Origin of the sequence: Flavobacterium undicola (genome assembly GCF_009909155.2) — a bacterium.
In the GTDB taxonomy this organism is placed as follows: domain Bacteria; phylum Bacteroidota; class Bacteroidia; order Flavobacteriales; family Flavobacteriaceae; genus Flavobacterium; species Flavobacterium undicola.
In genome coordinates, this window is sequence record NZ_JAAAPM020000009.1 from 12702 (window position 1) to 33969 (window position 21268).

Here is a 21268-nt window from a genome sequence, read left to right on the forward strand (position 1 = left end):
TTTATTTAGTTAACGGACTTTTGAATTCTACTTTAATATTCAGCACTCGGAGTACCGCAAATAGATTGTTCAAACGAACTGTTTCTTTATTTTTTTCAATATCAAAAACAGTTGTTTTACCTACACCTGCCAAGTTGGCTAACTCAAGTTGAGTAAGTCCGGCTTTTTTTCGATGGTCTTTAATTAAAGCACCTAAATCTAAATTATTCATTTTTTACTGTTTTTACGGTAAAAATAAGTAATTTTAAAACACAAAGAGAATAAAACAGGAAGAATTTAATATTTTTACTGCTATACCAGTAAAAAACATCATATAATCATGATTTTCTGTATATTTAAAGTAATTCTGGAATTAATTACTGCTAAAACGGTAAAACTTAATCAAAGAATCTGTTTTAGAATTGACTGATAAACGTACATTTCAAATAATTTGATTTATATCCAATAAAAAATCAGCTATAAAACTAGAATCTCCCCAATAAAAATGGATATAGGAAGCCATTACGTTTTTTAATTTATAAATTGGAGTTTGCATTTCTATGCCTTTGGCATTAAAAACTGTCCCTACAGTAGGCAGTTTTTCTTTTTCTATAGCCACAGAATAATGAAACTCATGTCCTCTTATAATTGTATCATTCAATTGGACTTCCCGATATCCTAAAGAAAGTTTAGCTTTTTCCATCGAAGTCCCAACAGCTAAAAAACCTACCATTGGATATTCTCCACCTTCTGAATTGATAATCATATTTCCCAAATACATCATTCCCCCGCATTCGGCAATTACTTTTCCTCCATTCGAACAAAAATCAAAAATAGATTTACGCATAGATGTATTGGAGCTTAATTCCTCCAAAAACAATTCCGGATAACCTCCCGCTAAATATAGCATATCCGCTTCGGGCATTAACTTATCTTTCAGCGGACTGAAATAAATTACTTCACCCAAATCCTCCAATGTTTTAATATTTTCAAAATAGGTAAAATTAAAAGCATCGTCCTGCGCTACTGCTATTTTATAATCATTGGGATACTTTTTATTTTTAAAATCAACTTCTTTTGCTCCTTTTTCTTCAATAAAATCTGCATACTGCTTACTATTTTCGTCTGATTTGCAAATTCTTAGCAAACGATCTGTATCAATAAATTTAGCTAAATGTTGGGCTGCATTTTCGATTATGGTTTCATAATCATTCTCAGATGAAATGGCCAATCCCAAATGTCGGGAAGGAATTGAAATACCCACATTATTAGGAATATAACCTAAAGCCTCGATACCAACGTCATCGCAGGCATCTTTCAAAAAAGAATAATGACTCTCTGTATTGACAAAATTGAAGATTACACCCACAATTTTAATATTCGGATTAAAATTTTTCAATCCAAACAACAATGGCGCCACGCTATAAGCCATTGCCTTTGCATTCACCACCAAAATAACAGGGACATCTAACAGCATTGCAATTTCAGCACTACTCCCCTGCATTCTATTTGCCCCATCAAAAAGCCCCATTACTCCTTCTATTATCGAAATATCGGCTTCCTCACTATATTGGTTATACAAATCTTTTACATGACTTTCACTCATCATATAGGTATCCAAATTGATACTCACCTGATGGGCGGCTCTCGTATGGTGTTTAGTATCAATATAATCGGGTCCACATTTGAAAGGCTGTACTTTATGCCCTTGATTTTTCAACAACCGAAGCAACCCCAACGTGATGGTAGTCTTGCCAGAATTACTGGATGGTGCTGCTATAAGGAATTTTGGTTTCATGACTACAAATATAATATAAATTGTCATCGGGGCTTCGACAGGCTCAGCCACCGATTAAATAAGACAAACTTAACTATCTAAAAAAATATGAGAAGCTCAGCTATCGAGTAAAACTATTTACCCGTTGACTGAGCTTACATTATTTCCCTGGTGGCTGAGCCTGTCGAAGCCAAGTAGTGAAATTCACTTCTCTTTTTTCAATAACTGAGCTTCCATTATTTCCCAGGTAGCTGAGCCTGTCATTTTCGGTGGCTATTCTTCTCCTATTTATCCGGTAGCTGAGCCTGTTGAAGCCAGGGATTATTCTATCTTTGCACTATAACCCAGAAATAAAAAATGACTATCCAGATTACCACTTATGCTAAAATTGGTGAACTCCTACAAGGAGCATTTGGTATAAACGAACCCTTTTTAGTAAGTAATAAGTCTTCTAAACTATTCAAAACCCTTACTCTCGCAAGTACAAATCCAATAAATCAAAACGTAAAACCCGGAGATAAAGCGATGAAAGCTATGGAGTTATTTTATTCATTGGATAATGAAAAAATAAAAAAACAATCTGTTCCAAAAATCTATTTTAGCCAAGAAAGAAATTTCAAAATGGGTAAAGGACTATCATCTAGTTCTACCGATATCTTAGGAATCTTATCGGCTATGAATAAAATTTATAACACACAATATTCCAAGCATTTTTTATACCAACTTGCCGCTCAAATAGAACCAACTGATCCCTGTTTAGATTCAGATTCTGTATTATTCAATCAAAAATCTGGTGAAATTATAGATTCGCTTTCCCCAATTCCTTATTCGATACTTTATTTTGATTCGGATCCTAAAATAAAAATTGACACCGTAGAACTCTCACAAAGCAGGCACTATTCTGAAAATCAGATTTTAGAATTTCAAACACTATATTCAAACCTAAAAAAAAGTACCGAGAGCAAGGATTATGCAAGCTTTTTTGAATGTATCACAAAAAGTGCCATTATCAACGAAAGTATTTTGTCAAAGAAAAACTTTCCCTTACTACTTGATTTTGCCACCAAAAATAATTGTGGTTTATTTGTAGCCCATAGCGGTACCTACATGGGATTGCTAATTGAACCTGATCGCTTGCCTTTAATCGACTTAAATGCCAAAAATTTCGTGGCAAAACATTGGGAAACGCCACTTTATATTGAATAAACACTATGCAAAAATTAAAACCCATCATGTTTGTTGGTACTGCTTCTGATGTAGGTAAAAGCATCATCAACACTGGATTTTGCCGCATTTTTAAACAGGATGGTTATGCACCTGCTCCTTTTAAATCGCAAAATATGTCGCTTAACAGTTTTGCTACGCCCGAAGGACTCGAAATAGGCCGTGCGCAAGCCGTACAGGCAGAAGCTTGCGGTATCTCATGCAGCACTGATATGAATCCTGTTTTATTAAAACCAACAAGTGATAAAAGTTCACAAGTGGTTTTAAACGGGAAGCCTATTGGAGACCAATCGGCTTATGATTATTTTATGGGGAACAACAAAATGGGGCTCCTCAAAGAAGCTCAGGAAGCCTATAACCGATTATCCGAAAAATACAATCCTGTTGTGTTGGAAGGCGCAGGAAGTATTTCTGAATTGAATCTGAAACATCGCGACATTACCAATATGCGCATGGCAAAATATGCCAATGCAGCCACTTTTTTAATTGCCGACATTGACCGGGGAGGTGTTTTTGCAAGTGTTTACGGAAGCATTATTTTATTAACTCCCGAAGAAAAATCACTAATCAAAGGGATCATTATTAATAAATTTCGAGGAGATGCACAACTTTTTGAAGACGGAAAAAAAATCATAGAAGACCTCTGTGGCATTCCTGTTGTGGGGGTAGTTCCGTTTGCTAAGGATATTTATATTGAGGAAGAGGATTCTGTTGGACTTCAAAATAAAAATTCACAATCTGCAGAAAATAAAATTAACATTGCCGTTATTTTACTCAATCGTCTTTCCAACTACACCGATTTTAATGTATTGGAACGTCACGAAAATGTAAATTTATTTTACACCAAAAATCCTTTGGAAATTGAAAAAGCCGACATCATTATTCTTCCGGGAAGTAAAAACACTATTGCCGATTTAATTGAAATCAAGAATAACGGAGCTGCCAAAGCCATTGTCAATGCCCATAAAAACAATAAAACCGTTATCGGAATTTGTGGTGGTTATCAAATGATGGGACAAATTGTTGAAGACCCACATCAAATGGAAGGAACTGTTGAAAAAATGTCGGGATTAGATTTGCTACCTATAAAAACAGTACTCACAAAAGAAAAAATCACGAGACAAGTACAATTTCAATTTAAAAAATATCAGGAGACCTGTGAAGGCTACGAAATACATATGGGAGTTTCATCTTCTGTAGAAAAAAACACCCAACTGAACCATTTTTCAGATGACACAACTGATGGTTTTTTGTTGGCTGACAATTGCTGGGGAACTTACATTCATGGAATATTGGATAACGAAATTGTCATAAACGATTTGCTTTCTCAAACCAAAAAAGAAATGACCGCAACAGCTTTTGATTACAAAGCTTTTAAAGAAGAACAATATGATTTACTGGCACAACACTTACGGGAACATTTAGACTTGGAGTATATTTATTCTGTTCTTAAAGAAAAACAATTATGATTTTAGGACACGGAGACGACGGTTATTTACATCACGAAACAATTAAAGCGAATTTCAGTTCGAATGTTTTTTACGAAGGCCTTCCCAAAGGTTTAAAAGAATTCCTTTCCCTTCATTGGGAAAAGCTTACCCGCTATCCTGAGGCAAATGCCGAATCGCTTCAAGAAGCAGTAGCCCATTGGCACCAACTGGAATCCCAACAAATACTCATTACAAACGGGGCTACCGAAGCTTTTTATTTAATTGCACATTATTTACAAAAGAAATCGGCGACCATAATTATACCTTCATTTGCTGAATATGAAGACGCCTGCCGTGTACACAATGTACCTACCGAATTTATGGAATGGTCTGCTGTAAACGAGACAAGCCGTTTCAATACAAAAGCCGTTTTCTTTGGTAATCCAAACAATCCTACGGGGTTGATTTTTCCTAAAAAAATGCTGCATTCCCTATTGGAAAACAATCCCAATACGCTGTTTGTAATTGATGAAGCCTATGTCGATTTTACCTCGAATGTGATAACCATGGTAAACGAAATCAATAATTTTACAAATCTCCTGCTCGTAAAATCATTAACTAAAACCTATTCTATTCCTGGTTTACGTTTGGGATACATCATCAGCCAAAAACAAAATATTCAAGCCATACAATTGGCTAAAATGCCTTGGTCTGTAAACACTATGGCTATCGAAGCCGGTAAGTTTATTGTCGAAAACGCTGCCGATATTACATTACCGCTAAAAAGACTGTTAGCAGACACTACTGAATTGATGAGTTCCTTACAGCAAATTGAAAATATCGAAGTGTATCCCACAACAACTAATTTTTTCTTGTGCCAAACGAAAGTCAAAACAGCGGCAGAACTAAAAAAACAGCTCTTGAATGAGCATCAATTACTTATTAGGGATGCCAGTAATTTTAAAGGGCTTTCCCCTTATCATTTTAGAATTGCGACACAGACTCCCGAGCAAAATCAACTTTTAATTGATGCAATAAGCCAATGGACAACACTTTAATTCTTTTTTCAATCCCTTTACTTTTAGGTTATCTACTTGACTTAGTCTTGGGAGATCCAAGAAGATTACCCCATCCAATTCGTCTTTTTGGAAACGCAATCTATTTTGGAGAAAACCTGTTAAACAAAGGTAAATTCCGGTTTATAAAAGGAATGTTACTTACGCTTCTATTATGCAATTTGGTTTTTGTGTTTTTTTATTTTCTGTCCAATTTTTTACTCAAAACCAATACTGTCCTTTATATCCTTTTTACAGCTCTTTTTGTTTTTTATGGTCTGGCCAATAAAAGTCTGATACAGGAAGGGACAGCCGTTTTTGATGCGCTACAAAACAACGGATTGGAAGCGGGTCGAAAACGACTTTCCTGGATAGTGGGACGTGATACCACTGCCCTATCTGAAAACCAGATACGGACAGCCGTTTTCGAAACTTTGTCCGAAAACTTAAGTGACGGTGTAATTGCTCCGCTGTTTTATTATGCCATTGGCGGTTTGCCGGCGATGATGGTTTATAAAATGATTAATACTCTTGACTCCATGATTGGTTATAAGAGTGACAAGTATTTTTATTTTGGGAAATTTGCTGCCCTGTTAGATGATGCTGCCAATTTTATTCCCGCCCGATTAACTGCATTCCTGATGGTTTTAGTGAGCGGAAAATGGAATCTTTTTTCATTTATTTATCAATTTGGTAATCAGCATGCTAGTCCTAATTCAGGTTATCCAGAGTCGGCACTTGCAGGAATTATGAATTGTCGTTTTGGAGGTCCTAACAGCTATCATGGAAAAATTGTTCAGAAACCTTATATTGGAGTAAATAACCGAATAATTGAACATAAAGAGATCATTGAAGTTTCTAAAATCAACCACAAAGTTACTTTGCTGGCAGTCATTATTATTACTGCTATAAAATATTACTTTTTATAAACTTAGACCTCCTAATAAATCAACTGCAAAATCCTTAATTATAAAAGGTAATAAAGACTCTGCCTTAAAGTTTCTAAAAATAATCCATAAGCATTTTGTACTTTCGCCGCCGTAATGGTTTTCTTTTTGAATTATTGAAAAGAAATTAAAAGGGAATTCGGTGTAAATCCGAGACAGTACCCGCTGCTGTAAGTTTTATCAAGGTTATAACATTATGTCACTGTCTCGTTCTAAAACGAGATGGGAAGGCGTTATCTACTGAAACGAGTCAGAATACCTGCCTTTACATCGATTTGCAGCTTTCGGAGTAAAGGCCAAACGGGTGAAAATAATTCTTCTCCTTATCTTCACACGTCCTTTTTCTATTGTTGCAAATAATCGGTTAACGGGATTATTAACGCACAAAAACCTAAAATGGAAAAGGATTTATCCAAAATTAAAAAAATTATTTACCTCTGTAATGGTACTTCATGTACCAACAAAGGCGCTGAAGAAAACATTACCGCCCTTCGTAACAGCTTAACTGAACAAGAATTAAACGACGAAATTCATACCATTCGCACTAAATGCAGTGGTTTTTGCAAAAAAGGTCCCATCATTAGCATTCAACCCGAAAACACCTGGTACCAGGAAATGAATGTAAACACATCAAATGCTGTAGTTACCACTCATATTTTACAAAACACAATTCTCCAAGACCAATTATTATTTACTTTAAGCAATACAACCGAGAAATTTACACCTCAAAAAAGAAAAAAAAATTTCTTTACAAAGTATTTTAAATTAAGCATTTTTTTATTCTTATTATTATCGTTTTCTACTGCAAAAGCACAAAGCAATCTTAGTGGATTTATTACAGATGCCAACAATCACAGCAAAATTGAGGGAGCTACAATTCAGATAAAAGAGTCTAGTGAGAACAGCATTTCAGATGAAAATGGAGATTATCAATTACACTTCGCTTCCGAAGGGCTGAAAACAATTATTGTTTCTTGTGTAGGTTACAATACTTTTAGTCTAAAAACAAACCTAAAAAAAGACGAACAAAGAAAACTAAATATTGCTCTGCAAAGTAATGCCATGAATTTAGCCGAAGTTGTTATTTCAACTTCATTTAACAGAAAACAAGAAAGCAAAATAGATCTGTTAAGCCTGCAATTACAACCCATAAAATCGGCTCAGGACTTGTTACGTGCCGTTCCCGGATTATTTATTGCACAACATGCTGGCGGAGGAAAAGCCGAGCAAATTTTTGTTAGAGGAGCTGACAACGATCACGGAACCGATTTTAACATCCAGATGGATGGAATTCCGATAAACATGCCTTCACACGCACACGGCCAAGGTTATGCTGACATGCATTTTATGATTCCCGAAATTATTGGTTCGGCTAATTTTTATAAAGGTCCTTACGAAGCAAAATTAGGTGATTTTTCGGTGGCGGGTGCTGCTCAATTCAGCTCGAAATACCGTTTAGAAAAAAATGTTATCAAGCTGGAATTGGGTTTATTCAATACCCAAAGAATCCTGACAATGATACAACTTTTAGACCAAAAGCATTTGGTGCCAAAATGGAAGGACAATGCTTATTTGGCTTCAGAATACAACTATACCGATGGTTTTTTTGATAGTAAACTAAAATTTAAACGTTTTAATATTTTCGGGAAATACAATGCACAACTCTCTAACAAAACAACCGCAACTTTCTCGGGTTCTTATTTTTCCAGCACTTGGAACGCTTCGGGACAATTGCCTTTGCGTGCAATCGAAGATGGTTCGCTTTCCAGATATGGTTCTATAGATGATTCCGAAGGTGGAATCGCTTCGAGATTAAACGCAAACTTAGTCTTTGAAACCAAATACAGCGAAACTGCATTTTGGAAAAACCAATTGTACTACTCAAAAAATATCTTCGATTTATATTCCAATTTCACCTTTTTCATGAACGATCCCGTCAACGGAGATGAAATATTACAATGGGAAAAACGTGATTTATTCGGATTAAAAAGTACTTATAATAGACTCGACAACATCGGATCAACCCAATTATCATCTGAAGTAGGATTGGTTACCCGTACCGATATTTTATCACGTGGCAGAGATCATGTTTTACGCAGGGCTTTATTATCTAATGATGCAATAAACGATGTTAACATTACTAATTATAGTTTGTATTTTGATGAAAATTGGCAGTTTGCACCCAAATGGACTTTGAAATTAGGAGCTAGAAATGAAGTCTTCGATTTTTATTTGAAAGACAAATTAGATGACTCAAATTCAGGGCAAAAAACCGTATATCGCTTTAATCCGAAAGCACAATTAAACTTTAATGCAACATCAAATTTCACTGTTTTTACCAAATGGGGAGTTGGATTTCACTCTAATTACGCTCAAACTGCAGTAAGTAAAGCCCCAACAGCAGGTAATCCTGTACCTCAATCTGAAGGAGCCGATTTGGGTTTTATAATGAAATTGCAAAAGAAATCAATCTTTAATTTCACGGCATGGTGGCTCGATACGGGTTCCGAATTTAGATTTGTATCCGATGACGGTAGCTTTGAAAACTTGGGACCAACCAGAAAATATGGTTTTGATGCAGCAATAAAAATTCAATTTACCAATTATTTATGGGCTGACAGCAATTTAAATTATGCCTATAGCATTCTGAAAGATGCACCAAAAGGCGAAAACTTTGCGCCATTGTGTCCTAAATGGAACTCTACAGGCGGATTGACCTTAAAACTGGAAAACGGAATTAATGCCAGTTTGCGTTACCGTTTTATGGGAGAACGCCCTGCTACCGAAGACGGATCAGTGTTTTCTAAACCCTACACCATAGTAGATGCCGTTATCCGATACACCAAACCCCGTTATGAAGTATGCCTTTTTACCGAAAACATATTCAATGTCAAATGGGCAGAAGCACAATTTTATGACGAATCACAATTAAAAAATGAAACAGCTCCAGTAATGGATTTTCACAATACTCCAGGAACACCTTTCTTTATTAAGACTAGCGTTTCTTATTTTTTTTAACTTAAAGACTATCCCAAAATGGAACTTCTAAATAACAATTTATCAGCATTGCTCATTCTATTTATTTTAGGTTTGCGTCACGGCTTAGACCCAGATCACATTACTGTAATAGATAATTATACCTATCGTTTGCACGAAAACAAAAACGCATGGTCAAGATGGGTTGGAACGTTATTTACTTTCGGGCATGGTGTGATGGTTACCTTAATCGCATTAACGCTGAGCTATCTGAAAAATCATTTTGAAGTTCCATTGTGGGTTGATTTTTTACTCAATTGGCTGCCAATGGTTTTACTTCTTGTGATGGGAATTGGAAACATCATTTCTTTATCCCAAGCTAAAAGTAGCAATTCGTTAAGTATCAAAAAACACTTTATTCCTAAATTATTAGACAAAAATCTGAACCCATTTACGGTATTCTTAACGGGAATTATTTTTGGATTCATCTTTGATACTTCTTCGCAAATTGCAGCTTTCGGGCTGGCTGTTTCAGGAACGCATCACTGGCTGTTTTCGGTTATAGGCGGTCTTATTTTCTCTATAGGCTTGATATTCACAGGAACAATAGATTCCTTTTTATTGAGCAAACTATTAAAAACATTCGACCGAAGTAAAATTCAAAAACATCGATTTAAACTAAATGTACTTATAACGGTAATGTGTTTCATTATCCCCATTTATAAAATAGGAACCGTATTCAATGCCGATTTAGAACTGACTGATTTACAAAATAACCTGGTTGGTCTAGGTTTTCTCGGAACAATTCTTTTTCTCTATTTTGATTTGTATCTTCGTTCCCGAATAAAAACAATCCAATAAGAAACAAAAAAGGTTGTTTTATAGTAGGAAAACATACATTTCCCATTGGTACTAATCCAAATAATTTTTTAGAAAAAAATGAATCGTAAAAAAGGAATTTTAATTTGCGGACATGGCAGCAAGGATCCGGAGGGCGTTAACGGATTCAAGGAATTGGTGCGTCTCTTAAAAATACGCTATCCCGATTACGAAGTCGATTATGGTTTTTTGGAATTCTCACATCCCGTTTATGCAGCTGCAGTAGAGCGTTTGTATACCAATGGCATCCGTGAAATTATTGCTATTCCTGCCATTCTGTTTGCTGGAGGACACGCCAAGAATGACATTCCATACGAAATGAATGCGCTCCAGAGTCAGTATCCTGATTTAAAGATTACTTTAGGAAAACACTTTGGTATCACACCGTCGATATTACAACTTTCTAAAAAACTAATAGAAGCTACGGAATCTAAACTAACTCCTTTAGACCGAAAAGAAAGCTGTTTATTGGTTGTTGGCCGTGGTACGTCTGATCCGGATGCTAATTCTGACATTGCAAAAATGACTCGAATGCTTTGGGAAGGAATGGGTTTTGGCTTTGCCACAACAACCTATATTGGAGTTACGCAACCTTTATTAAAAGATACTTTACCATTGGTAAACCAACTACCCTACAAACGTGTGGTAGTATTGCCTGTCTTTTTATTCACAGGTGTTTTACTAAAAAAAATATATACCCAGGTTCAAGAATTTGCGATAAACTCAGATACCGAATTTTGTTATACCGCCTCTTTCGAATGTGATGAGCTGTTGCTGCAAACCATAGACGAACGTATAGCCGAAGTAGAACAAGGCAATCCTAATATGAATTGCCAATTGTGCAAATACCGTACGCAAATTATCGGTTTCGAGAACGAAGTTGGTAAAGAACAAAAAGGGCATCACTTGGCCGTAAAAGGAATTTTATTTGAAGAAGAAGAAAAAATAGCCGTTAAAAAAGTACCCTTTTCAGGTTTAAAAAAACTATTAGGAATTTAGAAAATGGTAAAGTGTTAGTTATTACATACTAACACCAACTGGCTGCTGAGCTTGTCGAAGCAAGCCATAATTAAAAACAAGAAATGGTCAAAACAGGAAAAATATACGGTATCTCTTTAGGCCCTGGTGATCCGGATTTAATCACCATAAAAGGACTTAAAGCACTCCAAAAATCGGATAAAATATATTATCCTGGTTCCTTATTGCCTAATGGAAAAACAAGCAGTTTCTCCCTGCCTATTTTACAGCACTATCAACTGGATGAAGAAAAATTGGTCGGAATGTTTCTTGATATGTCTGATGACAGAACACAAGCCACAACTACCTATGCCGCTACTTTTCAATCCATGCTAAAAGATTACAATAACGGCTTAACAATTGTTTTTGTCAGCGAAGGGGACAGTTTGTTTTACAGCACCTTTGCCTATTTATTAGAACACATACAGCAACACCAACTCGATGTTGAAATTATAGCCGGCGTTCCTTCTTTTATATTGGGAGCGGCACAACATCAGTTACCGCTAGCCATACTAAATGAAAAAATCGCAATCATACCAAGGGTCAAGAACAGTCTGGAACTGGAAACAGCCTTAAATGATTTTGACACAATCGTGTTGATAAAAGTTCGAAGTGTACTTAAAGACATTTCACTTTTTTTGACAACAACTGATTTGACAATCATGTATTGCGAACGATTGGGAACAGCACAACAATACATTACAACCAATATAGAAGACATTAAAAACAGAGAGATCCCCTATTTTTCTTTGTTAATTATAAAAAAACGAAAATGAAAGGATACATGTATTTACTAGAATGTGCCGATGGGAGTTATTATACAGGTAGCACCATAAACCTTGAATTGCGTTTAAAACAACACCAAAACGGAGAAGGCGCAAATCACACTAAAAAACATCTTCCTGTAAAGCTAGTCTATTTTGAAGAATTTGATAGAATAGACGCTGCTTTCAATAGAGAAAAACAAGTTCAAGGCTGGAGTAGAGCCAAAAAAGAAGCTTTAATTAATCACGAATTTAATAAATTACCTGAATTGTCACGAAATTATACAGAATACCCTTTGGCTTCGACAGGCTCAGCCAACGATAAAAAAGACTCACCCCAAAATAATTCTATACCGGTGGCTGAGCTTGTCGAAGCCAATTCTGTGGACGACTCGCTGGCTGAGCCTGCCGAAGCCAGGCTTTCTGTAGTAGGCATTGGCCCCGGCGGACAGGAATATATTTTACCAATTGCACAATCGGTTTTAGCAGATGCCGATGTGGTTATCGGTTACCATTATTATTTTCAATTTATCGAACATTTGCTAAAAGAAAACTGCGAGTGCATCGGAAAAGAATTAACCGAGGAAGAAGCACGTGCCATATTAGCGGTAGACCGTTGCGAGAAAGGCAAACACGTAGTGGTAATCAGCTCCGGCGATGCCGGAATTTATGCGATGGCATCTTTGGTTTACCAATATGCCAGCACCCAAACCGATAAAGACATCGACTTACAAACCATTCCTGGAATAAGTGCTTTTATTGCCTCAGCCGGAAAACTGGGCGCACCTCTGGGACATGACTTTTGCTGTATCTCGCTATCCGATTTAATGACCCCTTGGACAACGATAGAAAAAAGAATTCACGCCGCGGCTACAGGTGATTTTGTAACTTCTTTATACAACCCAAGAAGTAAAAAACGCTTTTGGCAACTCAACCGGCTCAAAGAAATTTTCTTAAAACACCGCAGTCCTGCTACTCCGGTAGCCGTCATTCGTCAAGTTACAAGACCAGAAGAACACATTACTATCACCACTTTGGGCGAGTTCGATACCGAAATTGTCGATATGTTCTCATTAGTCATGATTGGAAATTCACAAACGTATCAGTTCAAGAACTTTCTTGTTACCCCGCGTGGCTATTTGGCTCGAAAACCCCATACAGGACAAGAAATTCAAGAGGAAAGCTTTCGCCAAATTGCCGAAAGTTTACAACGTACTGATCTTCCCGAAGCAGACAAATGGGCAGTAATGCGCTGTGTACACACCACAGCCGATTTTGAATACGAAAATCTCTATTTATCGAGCAATAATGCCATCGAAAAATGGAATGATTACCTGATAAATGGTGGCACAATCATCACCGATGTCACGATGGTGCAATCCGGAATTACCAAAGAATTTACATCCAAATACCAAAACCAAGTGCTTTGTTATTTGAATGATCCCGAAGCTACGGCACTCGCACAAAGCGAAAACATTACCCGTAGTCAGGCAGGAATCCGATTGGCATTAACAAAACATCCAACAGCATTATACGTAATTGGTAATGCTCCAACTGCCCTATTCGAATTATGCGAACAAATATTAGACAAAAAATGTAACCCTGTGGGTGTAGTTGGTGCCCCTGTAGGATTTGTAAATGTTGTGGAATCAAAACTAAAATTACAAGCAATAAACGCTATCCCTTATGTAATTATCAGAGAACGTAAAGGAGGTAGTAACGTTGCTGCAAGTATTGTAAATGCTGCATTTACTTTTAAAACAGCAGCTAACTAACCCTTTCAGGGTTTGAAACCCTGAAAGGGTTGTTAAATAAATATCAAATGAACTACCTTGTAATTGGCATATCCGATAACCCAAATTTCGTTTTTTCAAACGAAACACAACAACTGTTGCAATCGCATCAGCTGTTTTCGGGTGGAAAGCGTCATTATGAATTGGTACAAAAACACCTTCCCAAAAATCATCAATGGATTACTATTTCGGGAGAAATGAATTCCTTATTTGACACCTATAAGCAACAAAATCAAACCCTGATTGTTTTTGCTTCGGGTGATCCTTTATTCTATGGATTTACAAATACTATTCAAAAATTTCATCCTGAAGCAACCGTAAAAACAATACCGTATTTCAACAGCATTCAATTGCTTTGTCACAAAGCTGGCATTACGTATTCAAACATTACGTATGCTTCCGTTCATGGGCGCAGTTGGAAAGAACTGGATGTCGCTTTGATGCAACAAAAAGAATGCATTGGTATATTGACTGATGCTCAAAAATCGCCTCAGGCTATTGCTAAAAGAGCATTGGATTATGGTTATAAAAACTACCAAATGATAGTGGGAGAATCTTTGGAAGGCAGTGACGAAAAGATAAGCCATCTCACTTTAACGGAAGCAATTCAACAGGAATATCAACCACTCAATTGCGTTTTATTAATCAAGAAAGAACAAAAAGAAAGACCTTTTGGCATTCCGGACACCGAATTCGAAGGATTGCCCAACCGTCCCAATATGATTACCAAAATGCCTATTAGATTACTGAGTTTATCCCAATTGGATTTACACAACCGAAAAACACTCTGGGATATTGGTTTTTGTACTGGTTCCATTTCAATCGAAGCCCAATTGCAGTTTCCTCATTTAGAAGTTTTGGCTTTTGAAATCCGCCCTGAATGCGAAGCGATTTTAGATAACAATGCCCGAAAATTTGGTGCTTTGGGCATTCAAACTCTTGTGGGCGATTTCTTTTTGCAAAATCTGGCCGAATTAAAACAACCCGATACCGTTTTCATTGGAGGACACGGCAACCGATTGGCGGCACTGATTTCTAAAATCGATTCTTATTTGTTACCTAAAGGACGTATCGTAATCAATGCCGTAAAACAAGAAAGCAAAACCGAATTTATACAAAGCATTCAGCAACTCGATTACGAACTGCTCATAACAACAACTATAAAAATAGAACAACACAACGAAGTAACTATCTTAACCGCCCAAAAGCGATAGTTAGTACAATTTATATTTAAAAAAATGAAAAAAATAGCTTTACTGGCCAGCACTGACAAAGGAGTACTTTTGGGAAAAACACTTCAAAAGGAATTTCAAAAATCAGTTTTGGTATCTACCCGAAAACACGAAGGCGTAACCGAAATTGAATCGATTGCTTTATTCCTGGAATCTAATTTCAATGCTTTTGACGGTTTTATTTTTATTGGAGCTTTGGGAATTTGCGTGAGGAGTATTGCGCCACACTTAGAAAACAAAACCAAAGACCCAGCCATTATCAATATCGACGATGCCGGAAAATTTGTGCAATCGGTGCTTTCAGGACATTTGGGCGGTGCCAATGAATTGGCTCAGAATTTAGCCAAAGTAATTGGAGCACAAGCTGTAATTACAACTGCCAGTGACGGGCAGGATATTTGGGCTTTGGATACTTTGGCAAAAACTTTCAATTGGAAAACTCAAAGTACCATTGAAATGAATCAAATCATTTCGTTGTTTGTCAACAATAAACCAACCGCTTTATTATTGGACATCAAAGACAAAGGCTGTACATTTTTAGAAAAAAACAAACCCGATTTTGTTACTGTTTATTATAGTTATGAAGCTATTGACTTTTCTAAATATGAACTTTTTTTAGCAGTAACTTATACTGTTTATACTGCTCCAATTCCTGCATTATATTATTATGCCCCCGTAATCACTATGGGAATGGGATGTTCAAGAGACATCGAATCTGATTTGTTGGAAATTTCATTTAGGGAACAATTACAGCAAAATAATATTGCCGTAGAATCAATAAAATCTCTTGGTTCTTTGGATGTAAAACACGATGAAGTGGCTTTTATAGCTTTAGCAAATACCTTAGCCATTCCGTTTATCACTTTTACTGCCGACGAATTAAACTCTAAAACAGCCGCAAATCCGTCAGAGGTTGTAATGGGTAAATTAGGCGTTCACAGCGTTGCGGAGGCTTCGGCAATGCTATTGGCTCAAACTGATGATTTGATTTTAGAAAAACAAAAATTACATTTATCCTCCGGAAAAAAACACACCATCGCTTTGTCATTGGACAAAAAAGCAAAACGTAAAGCCGAAATCGTAATTGTGGGTGCAGGTCCGGGTGCTGCCGATTTGATTTGTGTAAAAGGAAAAGAACTGCTGGAAGATGCCGATTTGATTTTGTACGCGGGAAGCCTTATACCTGTTGAGTTAACACATTATGCCAAACCCAATGCTATCGTTCGCAACTCGGCGAGTATGACTCTTGAAGAGCAAATAGAAATTATGGACGAACATTATGCTCAAGGACATCTGATAGTGCGTTTACAATCGGGAGACCCTTCTATATATGGAGCTATTCAGGAGCAAATGACCATTTTTGACGAGAAAGGAATGGATTATTCTATCGTTCCGGGTATATCGTCTTTTCAGGCTGCAGCCGCTTATTTGAAATCCGAATTTACTATTCCGGAAGTTGTACAAAGTATTATCCTGACCCGTGGAGAAGGAAAAACACCTCTTCCTGAAAAAGAGAAACTGAACGAAATGGCAAAACACCAAGCCACAATGTGCATCTTTTTAAGTGCCACAATTGCCAAATCGGTTCAGGAACAATTACTGGAACATTATCCCAAAGACACTCCTGTTGCTGTTTTATATAGAGTAACCTGGAAAGACGAAAGAGTATTTGTGGGCAAACTATCTGAATTGGCACAAATAATTCGTGATAATAAACTAACGTTAACGACTTTAGTAATCGTTGGAGCTGCCATTGGCGCTCGAAAAAACCGTTCTTATCTATACAGTCCCGAGTGGAAACATATTTTCAGGACTGGGAAAGAAATGAAGGTTATCCTTCGACAAGCTCAGGAACCTTTAGCAGGATCAAAATAGATTTCGACAAGCTCAGTATAAAATATTTTTTTATGATATTAGTATTTGGTGGCACAACAGAAGGAAAAAAAGTAGCGAAGTTTCTCGAAAAAGAAGCCTTGCCCTACTTCTATTCTACTAAAACGGAAATCGAATTTGACAAGGGAGAATTTGGAAATTATCGTTTTGGGGCATTCTCTGTTGCAGAATTAATTGCATTTTGTCAAGAAAAAAAAATTGACACCATCATACATGCCAGTCATCCTTTTGCGGAAATATTGCATCAAACCATAGCCGAAGCCAGTAGCTTTTTATCGATTCCGGTTATCCGTTTTGAAAGACAATATCCTGCAAAAAACAGTTCAAAAGAGGTAATTTATGTCAAAAATTATAAGGAAGCCATTGCCTATCTGAATGCGGAGAAAATAGAAAAATTATTGGCTTTAACAGGGGTACAAACCATCGAAAAGTTGGAATCCTATTGGAAAAAAAACAATACCTACTTTCGGATTTTACCAAGAGAAAGTTCATTGGCTATAGCCGAAAAAGCTGGGTTCCCGAAAGAAAATTTGATTTTAGAATTTCCAAGCGATGATTTGAACCATGAAATTGAGATTTTAAAAAAACACAATTGTCAAGCAGTGATTACCAAAGAAAGCGGTGAATCTGGTTTTTTATCAACAAAAATTGAAGCTGCCAAAATTTGTAAAATCCCAATCGTGATTATCGAAAGAGTTCTGTTGTCCAATAGTTTTTTATTAGCGTCTAATGAAGCTGATTTGTTTAACTTTATGGCTTTAAAAAAATAAAAATGGCATTGCTTCCAATTCCAGACGGTCCTTTACGCAACGGCTACACCACAGGAGCCTGTGCAACTGCATGTGCAAAAGCGGCATTGATGAGTTTATTGGAACAAAAAGAAATAAAAGAAGTAACAATAACTTTACCTTTTGGTGAAAAAGTAAATTTTACAATCACTACCTGCTTTTTTGATAAAAAACAGGCCACTTGTACTACCATAAAAGATGCGGGAGACGACCCCGATGTAACTCATGGCGCAACAATTGGTTGTACAATTTCCCTAAATGAAGTCGAAGGAATTCAATTTCTACAAGGTAAAGGTGTGGGTATTGTAACCTTACCCGGATTGGCAATTGCTGTGGGCGAACCTGCCATTAATCCCGTCCCAAGAAAGATGATTACTGATGCTGTAAATTTTATAAAACACCAATTTCAGTGTAATAAAGGGGTAAATGTGGAGGTTTTTGTCGAAAATGGGGAAGAAATTGCAAAAAAAACATTGAATTCCCGCATCGGGATTCTAAACGGAATTTCGATTTTAGGGACAACTGGCATTGTTAAAGCTTTTAGTTCTTCGGCCTATATTGCCAGTATTACACAAGGTATCGATGTCTCGATTGCAAATGGCTGTAACGAAATCATTATCAATTCCGGAGGGCGATCAGAAAATTTATTGAAAGCCAGATTTCCAGATTTGCCTGATTTTGCTTTTATACAATACGGCAATTGGATTGGAGATACTTTAGAAAAAATAAAATCGGTTCCTTTAAAGAAAGTAACCATTGGAATAATGATAGGTAAAGCGGCCAAACTGGCGCAAGGCGAACTTGATACCCACAGCGGAAAATCAACTTGGGATAAAGCATTCATACATCAAATGGCAAAAGATTGTGGGTATAGAGAAGAACAATGTTTACCGATTTTAGATTTAAATATGGCAAGGAGACTCACAGAAATATTCAATTTTACTGAAGATGAACCTTTCTTTCAATCCTTGCGACAACATTGTTATGATGTTTGTAAACAGCAAATTCCAAACGTTGAGTTAACTGTTTTATTGATTGATGCGAATGATAAGATAATATAGAACAGTTCTCTGAGCCTGTCGAAGGGATTCCTTCGACAGGCTCAGAGAACATTAAAATTAAAAAATGATAGGTTATTTATTTACAGATTCGCTTTTATTAGGCATTCAGCATTCCTTTGAACCGGATCACATGGCTGCGGTTTCAGTATTGGCATCCGAGCGAAAAGACAACAAAATAGGTTTATCAAAACTCTTATGGCGTTCTTCTCAATGGGCTATGGGACATTCGGTAACCTTGTTGCTTTTTAGTGTATTTGCCTTATTATTAAAATCAGCTATCCCCTTAAATCTTTCTACTTATGCCGAAATTATAGTTGGTCCGGTAATGATTTGGTTGGGAATATCTGCAATCAGACGCAATCATAAACTCAAAAAAATAATGGCTGTACACCGTACCATAGCCGAGCACGAGCATACTACAAATGTGTTACACATACACGGAAAACAAGGTGAAGAAATTACGATGAATGTTTTGAGCCGTACCTTCTGGGTGGGGATGTTGCATGGTTTAGCCGGTACCGGAGGAGCTTGTTCGATTGCATTGGTCATGGCATCAAAGGATACCTATACAGCTGTCGGGATTATTGCTTTGCAAAGTATTGGGATTATTATTGCAATGACCACTTACAGTTGTGTCCTGACTTTTTCGGTTTCCCGATTTATCGAACGAAACCAAATTGCTTTCAAAATGATGAATGCCGTTGTTGGTGTTTTTTCAATTTTTATTGGGTTACTTTGGATTTTTAATGCTATAAACGAATAATGATGCACAAAAATTTTCCTTTCAGTGCCATTTATGGACAAGACGATTTTAAGTTGGCTTTACTTTTATGCATGATCGATCCATCGCTGGGTGGCGTTTTAGCTCTTGGTGACAAAGGAACGGGAAAAACCACAACAGTTCGGGCGCTCCAAAGCCTGATGAAGAATATCGAGACCGATTTTCCGTTTGTCAATTTGCCTATAGGAGCTACCGAAGATCGGGTTTTAGGATCCATTCACTTGGAAACTTTAATCAACGAAAAGAAACTGGAAGTCCAAAAAGGATTGTTATCCAAAGCGCATCATGGTATTTTATACATCGATGAAATCAATCTGTTGAATGATTACCTGATGGATATTTTACTCGACGCATCTTCAAGTGGAGGTTACTTTCTGGAACGAGATACGATTTCGCAATGGCTCGACAGCCGATTTTGTTTGGTAGGAACCATGAATCCTGAAGAAGGCGATTTACGTCCACAGTTACTGGATCGTTTTGGATTGAGTGTCACCATAAAAACTCCAATGAACAAGAAAACCCGAATGGAAATTGTAAATCGCCGATTGAATTTTGATATGGAGCCAAATGCTTTTTGTCTTCGATTTGAAAATGATGAAAAGAAGTTGTCTAAAATGATTGCGTCAGCAAAAGAGCAACTTTCCGGTATTTCCATTTCGGAAGAAATTAAGGAAAGTATTGCCGACAAATGCATTTCACACCAAGTAGAAGGCCTGCGAGCCGATATTTTACTGATGAAAACAAGCCGTGCTTATGCTGCTTTAGACAATTGTACCGAAGTAACACCAATGCACTTAGAAAAAGTAGCTCCTTTGGTCTTGAACCATCGGGCAAAACATTTTCCAAAAAGCAATGACAATGGCAATGAAAATGAAAATGGGAATAGCAATGGGAATGAGAATCAAAATGAAAATGAAAATATAGGAAATAGCGGGTTGAGTGACTATTTACTACAAACTACAGCAACAGAGCAGTTTTTAAAAATACAAACACCAAAGATTGAATCGAAGAAAGGCTTTTTATTCAAAAATGAGTCACAACCAAAAAACAGTAAGCATTCTTTTGGAACTCTCACAACTGGAATCGATGTTTTGTCCTCGGTAAAAGAATATCTGACAACCCAAAAGTTTACCGTTCATTATAAAAAAGCCGTTTCCCAATCAAAAATTCACTTAGTTTTCCTGATTGATTCGAGTAGTTCCATGGTGCAAAACCAGCAAATTTCTTTTATAAAAGGATTGATTTCGGAAACCCTTCTTAAATTTAAAAACAAAAAAATACTACTTTCGGCTGTGGCACTTCAAAACGGTACGGCAACCGTTATTTTGAAGCTGACGCAAAATATAGAAAATTTTATATCAGAAATACAACAGTTGCGTTCTGGTGGAAAAACAAATTTAAAAGCTGGTTTGTCCTTAGTACACCAACTTTTAAAATCTAAAACGCCACAGGAAGAAACGGTTTTATATGTCTTGACTGATGGCAAAATAAATCAGGGAGAAACCGAAAATCCTTTTGCGGAAGCGGTTTCCTACTTTAAAACCTATCTGAGAATATCCAAAAACACGACAATAATAGATACCGAAAAAGGTTTTGTGAAATTAGCTTTAGCCAAAAAATTAGCTGCTGAAATAAATGTAAACTACCGAGTTATTACTTATTAAAATCAAAA

At 36.7% G+C, this 21268-nt stretch carries 17 protein-coding genes and 1 riboswitch; of the genes, 15 read left to right on the top strand and 2 right to left on the bottom strand.

Features of this window, described 5'->3' with window-relative positions; all coding sequences use genetic code 11:
- Position 1 precedes the first annotated feature (1 nt).
- Positions 2–211 (bottom strand): type II toxin-antitoxin system Y4mF family antitoxin, encoded by a 210-nt coding sequence (locus GTZ96_RS06955; protein WP_161642262.1) that lies wholly within the window; start codon positions 209–211, stop codon positions 2–4.
- Positions 212–421: 210 nt separating this feature from the next.
- Positions 422–1777, bottom strand: coding sequence for a cobyrinate a,c-diamide synthase (locus tag GTZ96_RS06960; RefSeq protein ID WP_161642264.1), 1356 nt, complete (start codon positions 1775–1777; stop codon positions 422–424).
- Positions 1778–2113: 336 nt separating this feature from the next.
- On the opposite strand from GTZ96_RS06960, the gene GTZ96_RS06965 reads away from it, so the two are divergent.
- From GTZ96_RS06965 to GTZ96_RS07035, 15 genes are all read left to right on the top strand, one after another.
- Positions 2114–2962 carry a GHMP family kinase ATP-binding protein gene (locus GTZ96_RS06965; protein WP_161642266.1) on the top strand — a complete coding sequence of 283 codons (849 nt, stop codon included), beginning with the start codon at positions 2114–2116 and terminating at the stop codon, positions 2960–2962.
- 5 nt (positions 2963–2967) lie between these two features.
- On the top strand, positions 2968–4449 hold the full coding sequence (locus GTZ96_RS06970; protein ID WP_161642268.1) for a cobyric acid synthase: 1482 nt from the start codon (positions 2968–2970) through the stop codon (positions 4447–4449).
- Positions 4446–5468, top strand: a complete 1023-nt coding sequence (locus tag GTZ96_RS06975; protein ID WP_161642270.1) for a pyridoxal phosphate-dependent aminotransferase — start codon at positions 4446–4448, stop codon at positions 5466–5468. Before GTZ96_RS06970 ends, GTZ96_RS06975 begins: the two co-directional genes overlap by 4 nt.
- Complete coding sequence (gene cbiB, locus GTZ96_RS06980; protein WP_161642272.1) at positions 5453–6394, top strand: adenosylcobinamide-phosphate synthase CbiB; 942 nt, start codon at positions 5453–5455, stop codon at positions 6392–6394. Before GTZ96_RS06975 ends, cbiB begins: the two co-directional genes overlap by 16 nt.
- A gap of 98 nt (positions 6395–6492) precedes the next feature.
- A riboswitch (cobalamin riboswitch) is annotated at positions 6493–6693 on the top strand.
- A 115-nt stretch (positions 6694–6808) separates the two neighbouring features.
- Positions 6809–9430 carry a TonB-dependent receptor domain-containing protein gene (locus GTZ96_RS06985; protein ID WP_161642274.1) on the top strand — a complete coding sequence of 874 codons (2622 nt, stop codon included), beginning with the start codon at positions 6809–6811 and terminating at the stop codon, positions 9428–9430.
- 18 nt (positions 9431–9448) lie between these two features.
- Complete coding sequence (locus tag GTZ96_RS06990; protein WP_161642276.1) at positions 9449–10249, top strand: HoxN/HupN/NixA family nickel/cobalt transporter; 801 nt, start codon at positions 9449–9451, stop codon at positions 10247–10249.
- 78 nt (positions 10250–10327) lie between these two features.
- A complete protein-coding gene (locus tag GTZ96_RS06995; RefSeq protein WP_161642278.1) occupies positions 10328–11266 on the top strand; it encodes a sirohydrochlorin chelatase in 939 nt (312 codons plus the stop codon).
- An 83-nt stretch (positions 11267–11349) separates the two neighbouring features.
- A complete protein-coding gene (cobI, locus tag GTZ96_RS07000) occupies positions 11350–12060 on the top strand; it encodes a precorrin-2 C(20)-methyltransferase (protein WP_161642280.1) in 711 nt (236 codons plus the stop codon).
- Positions 12057–13823: a precorrin-3B C(17)-methyltransferase gene (gene cobJ, locus GTZ96_RS07005; protein WP_161642282.1), complete on the top strand. Its 1767-nt coding sequence runs from the start codon at positions 12057–12059 to the stop codon at positions 13821–13823. The genes cobI and cobJ overlap by 4 nt, the downstream gene beginning before the upstream one ends.
- A 47-nt stretch (positions 13824–13870) precedes the next feature.
- Positions 13871–15055 (top strand): precorrin-6y C5,15-methyltransferase (decarboxylating) subunit CbiE, encoded by a 1185-nt coding sequence (cbiE, locus tag GTZ96_RS07010; RefSeq protein ID WP_161642284.1) that lies wholly within the window; start codon positions 13871–13873, stop codon positions 15053–15055.
- Positions 15056–15079: 24 nt separating this feature from the next.
- Positions 15080–16948: a precorrin-4 C(11)-methyltransferase gene (gene cobM, locus GTZ96_RS07015; RefSeq protein ID WP_161642286.1), complete on the top strand. Its 1869-nt coding sequence runs from the start codon at positions 15080–15082 to the stop codon at positions 16946–16948.
- 32 nt (positions 16949–16980) lie between these two features.
- Positions 16981–17736, top strand: coding sequence for a precorrin-6A reductase (gene cobK / locus GTZ96_RS07020; protein WP_161642288.1), 756 nt, complete (start codon positions 16981–16983; stop codon positions 17734–17736).
- Between the two features lie 2 nt (positions 17737–17738).
- Positions 17739–18815: a cobalt-precorrin-5B (C(1))-methyltransferase gene (locus GTZ96_RS07025; RefSeq protein ID WP_161642290.1), complete on the top strand. Its 1077-nt coding sequence runs from the start codon at positions 17739–17741 to the stop codon at positions 18813–18815.
- Between the two features lie 64 nt (positions 18816–18879).
- Positions 18880–19578, top strand: a complete 699-nt coding sequence (locus tag GTZ96_RS07030) for a hypothetical protein (protein ID WP_161642292.1) — start codon at positions 18880–18882, stop codon at positions 19576–19578.
- Complete coding sequence (locus tag GTZ96_RS07035; protein WP_161642294.1) at positions 19578–21260, top strand: VWA domain-containing protein; 1683 nt, start codon at positions 19578–19580, stop codon at positions 21258–21260. Before GTZ96_RS07030 ends, GTZ96_RS07035 begins: the two co-directional genes overlap by 1 nt.
- The last annotated feature ends 8 nt before the right edge of the window (positions 21261–21268 follow it).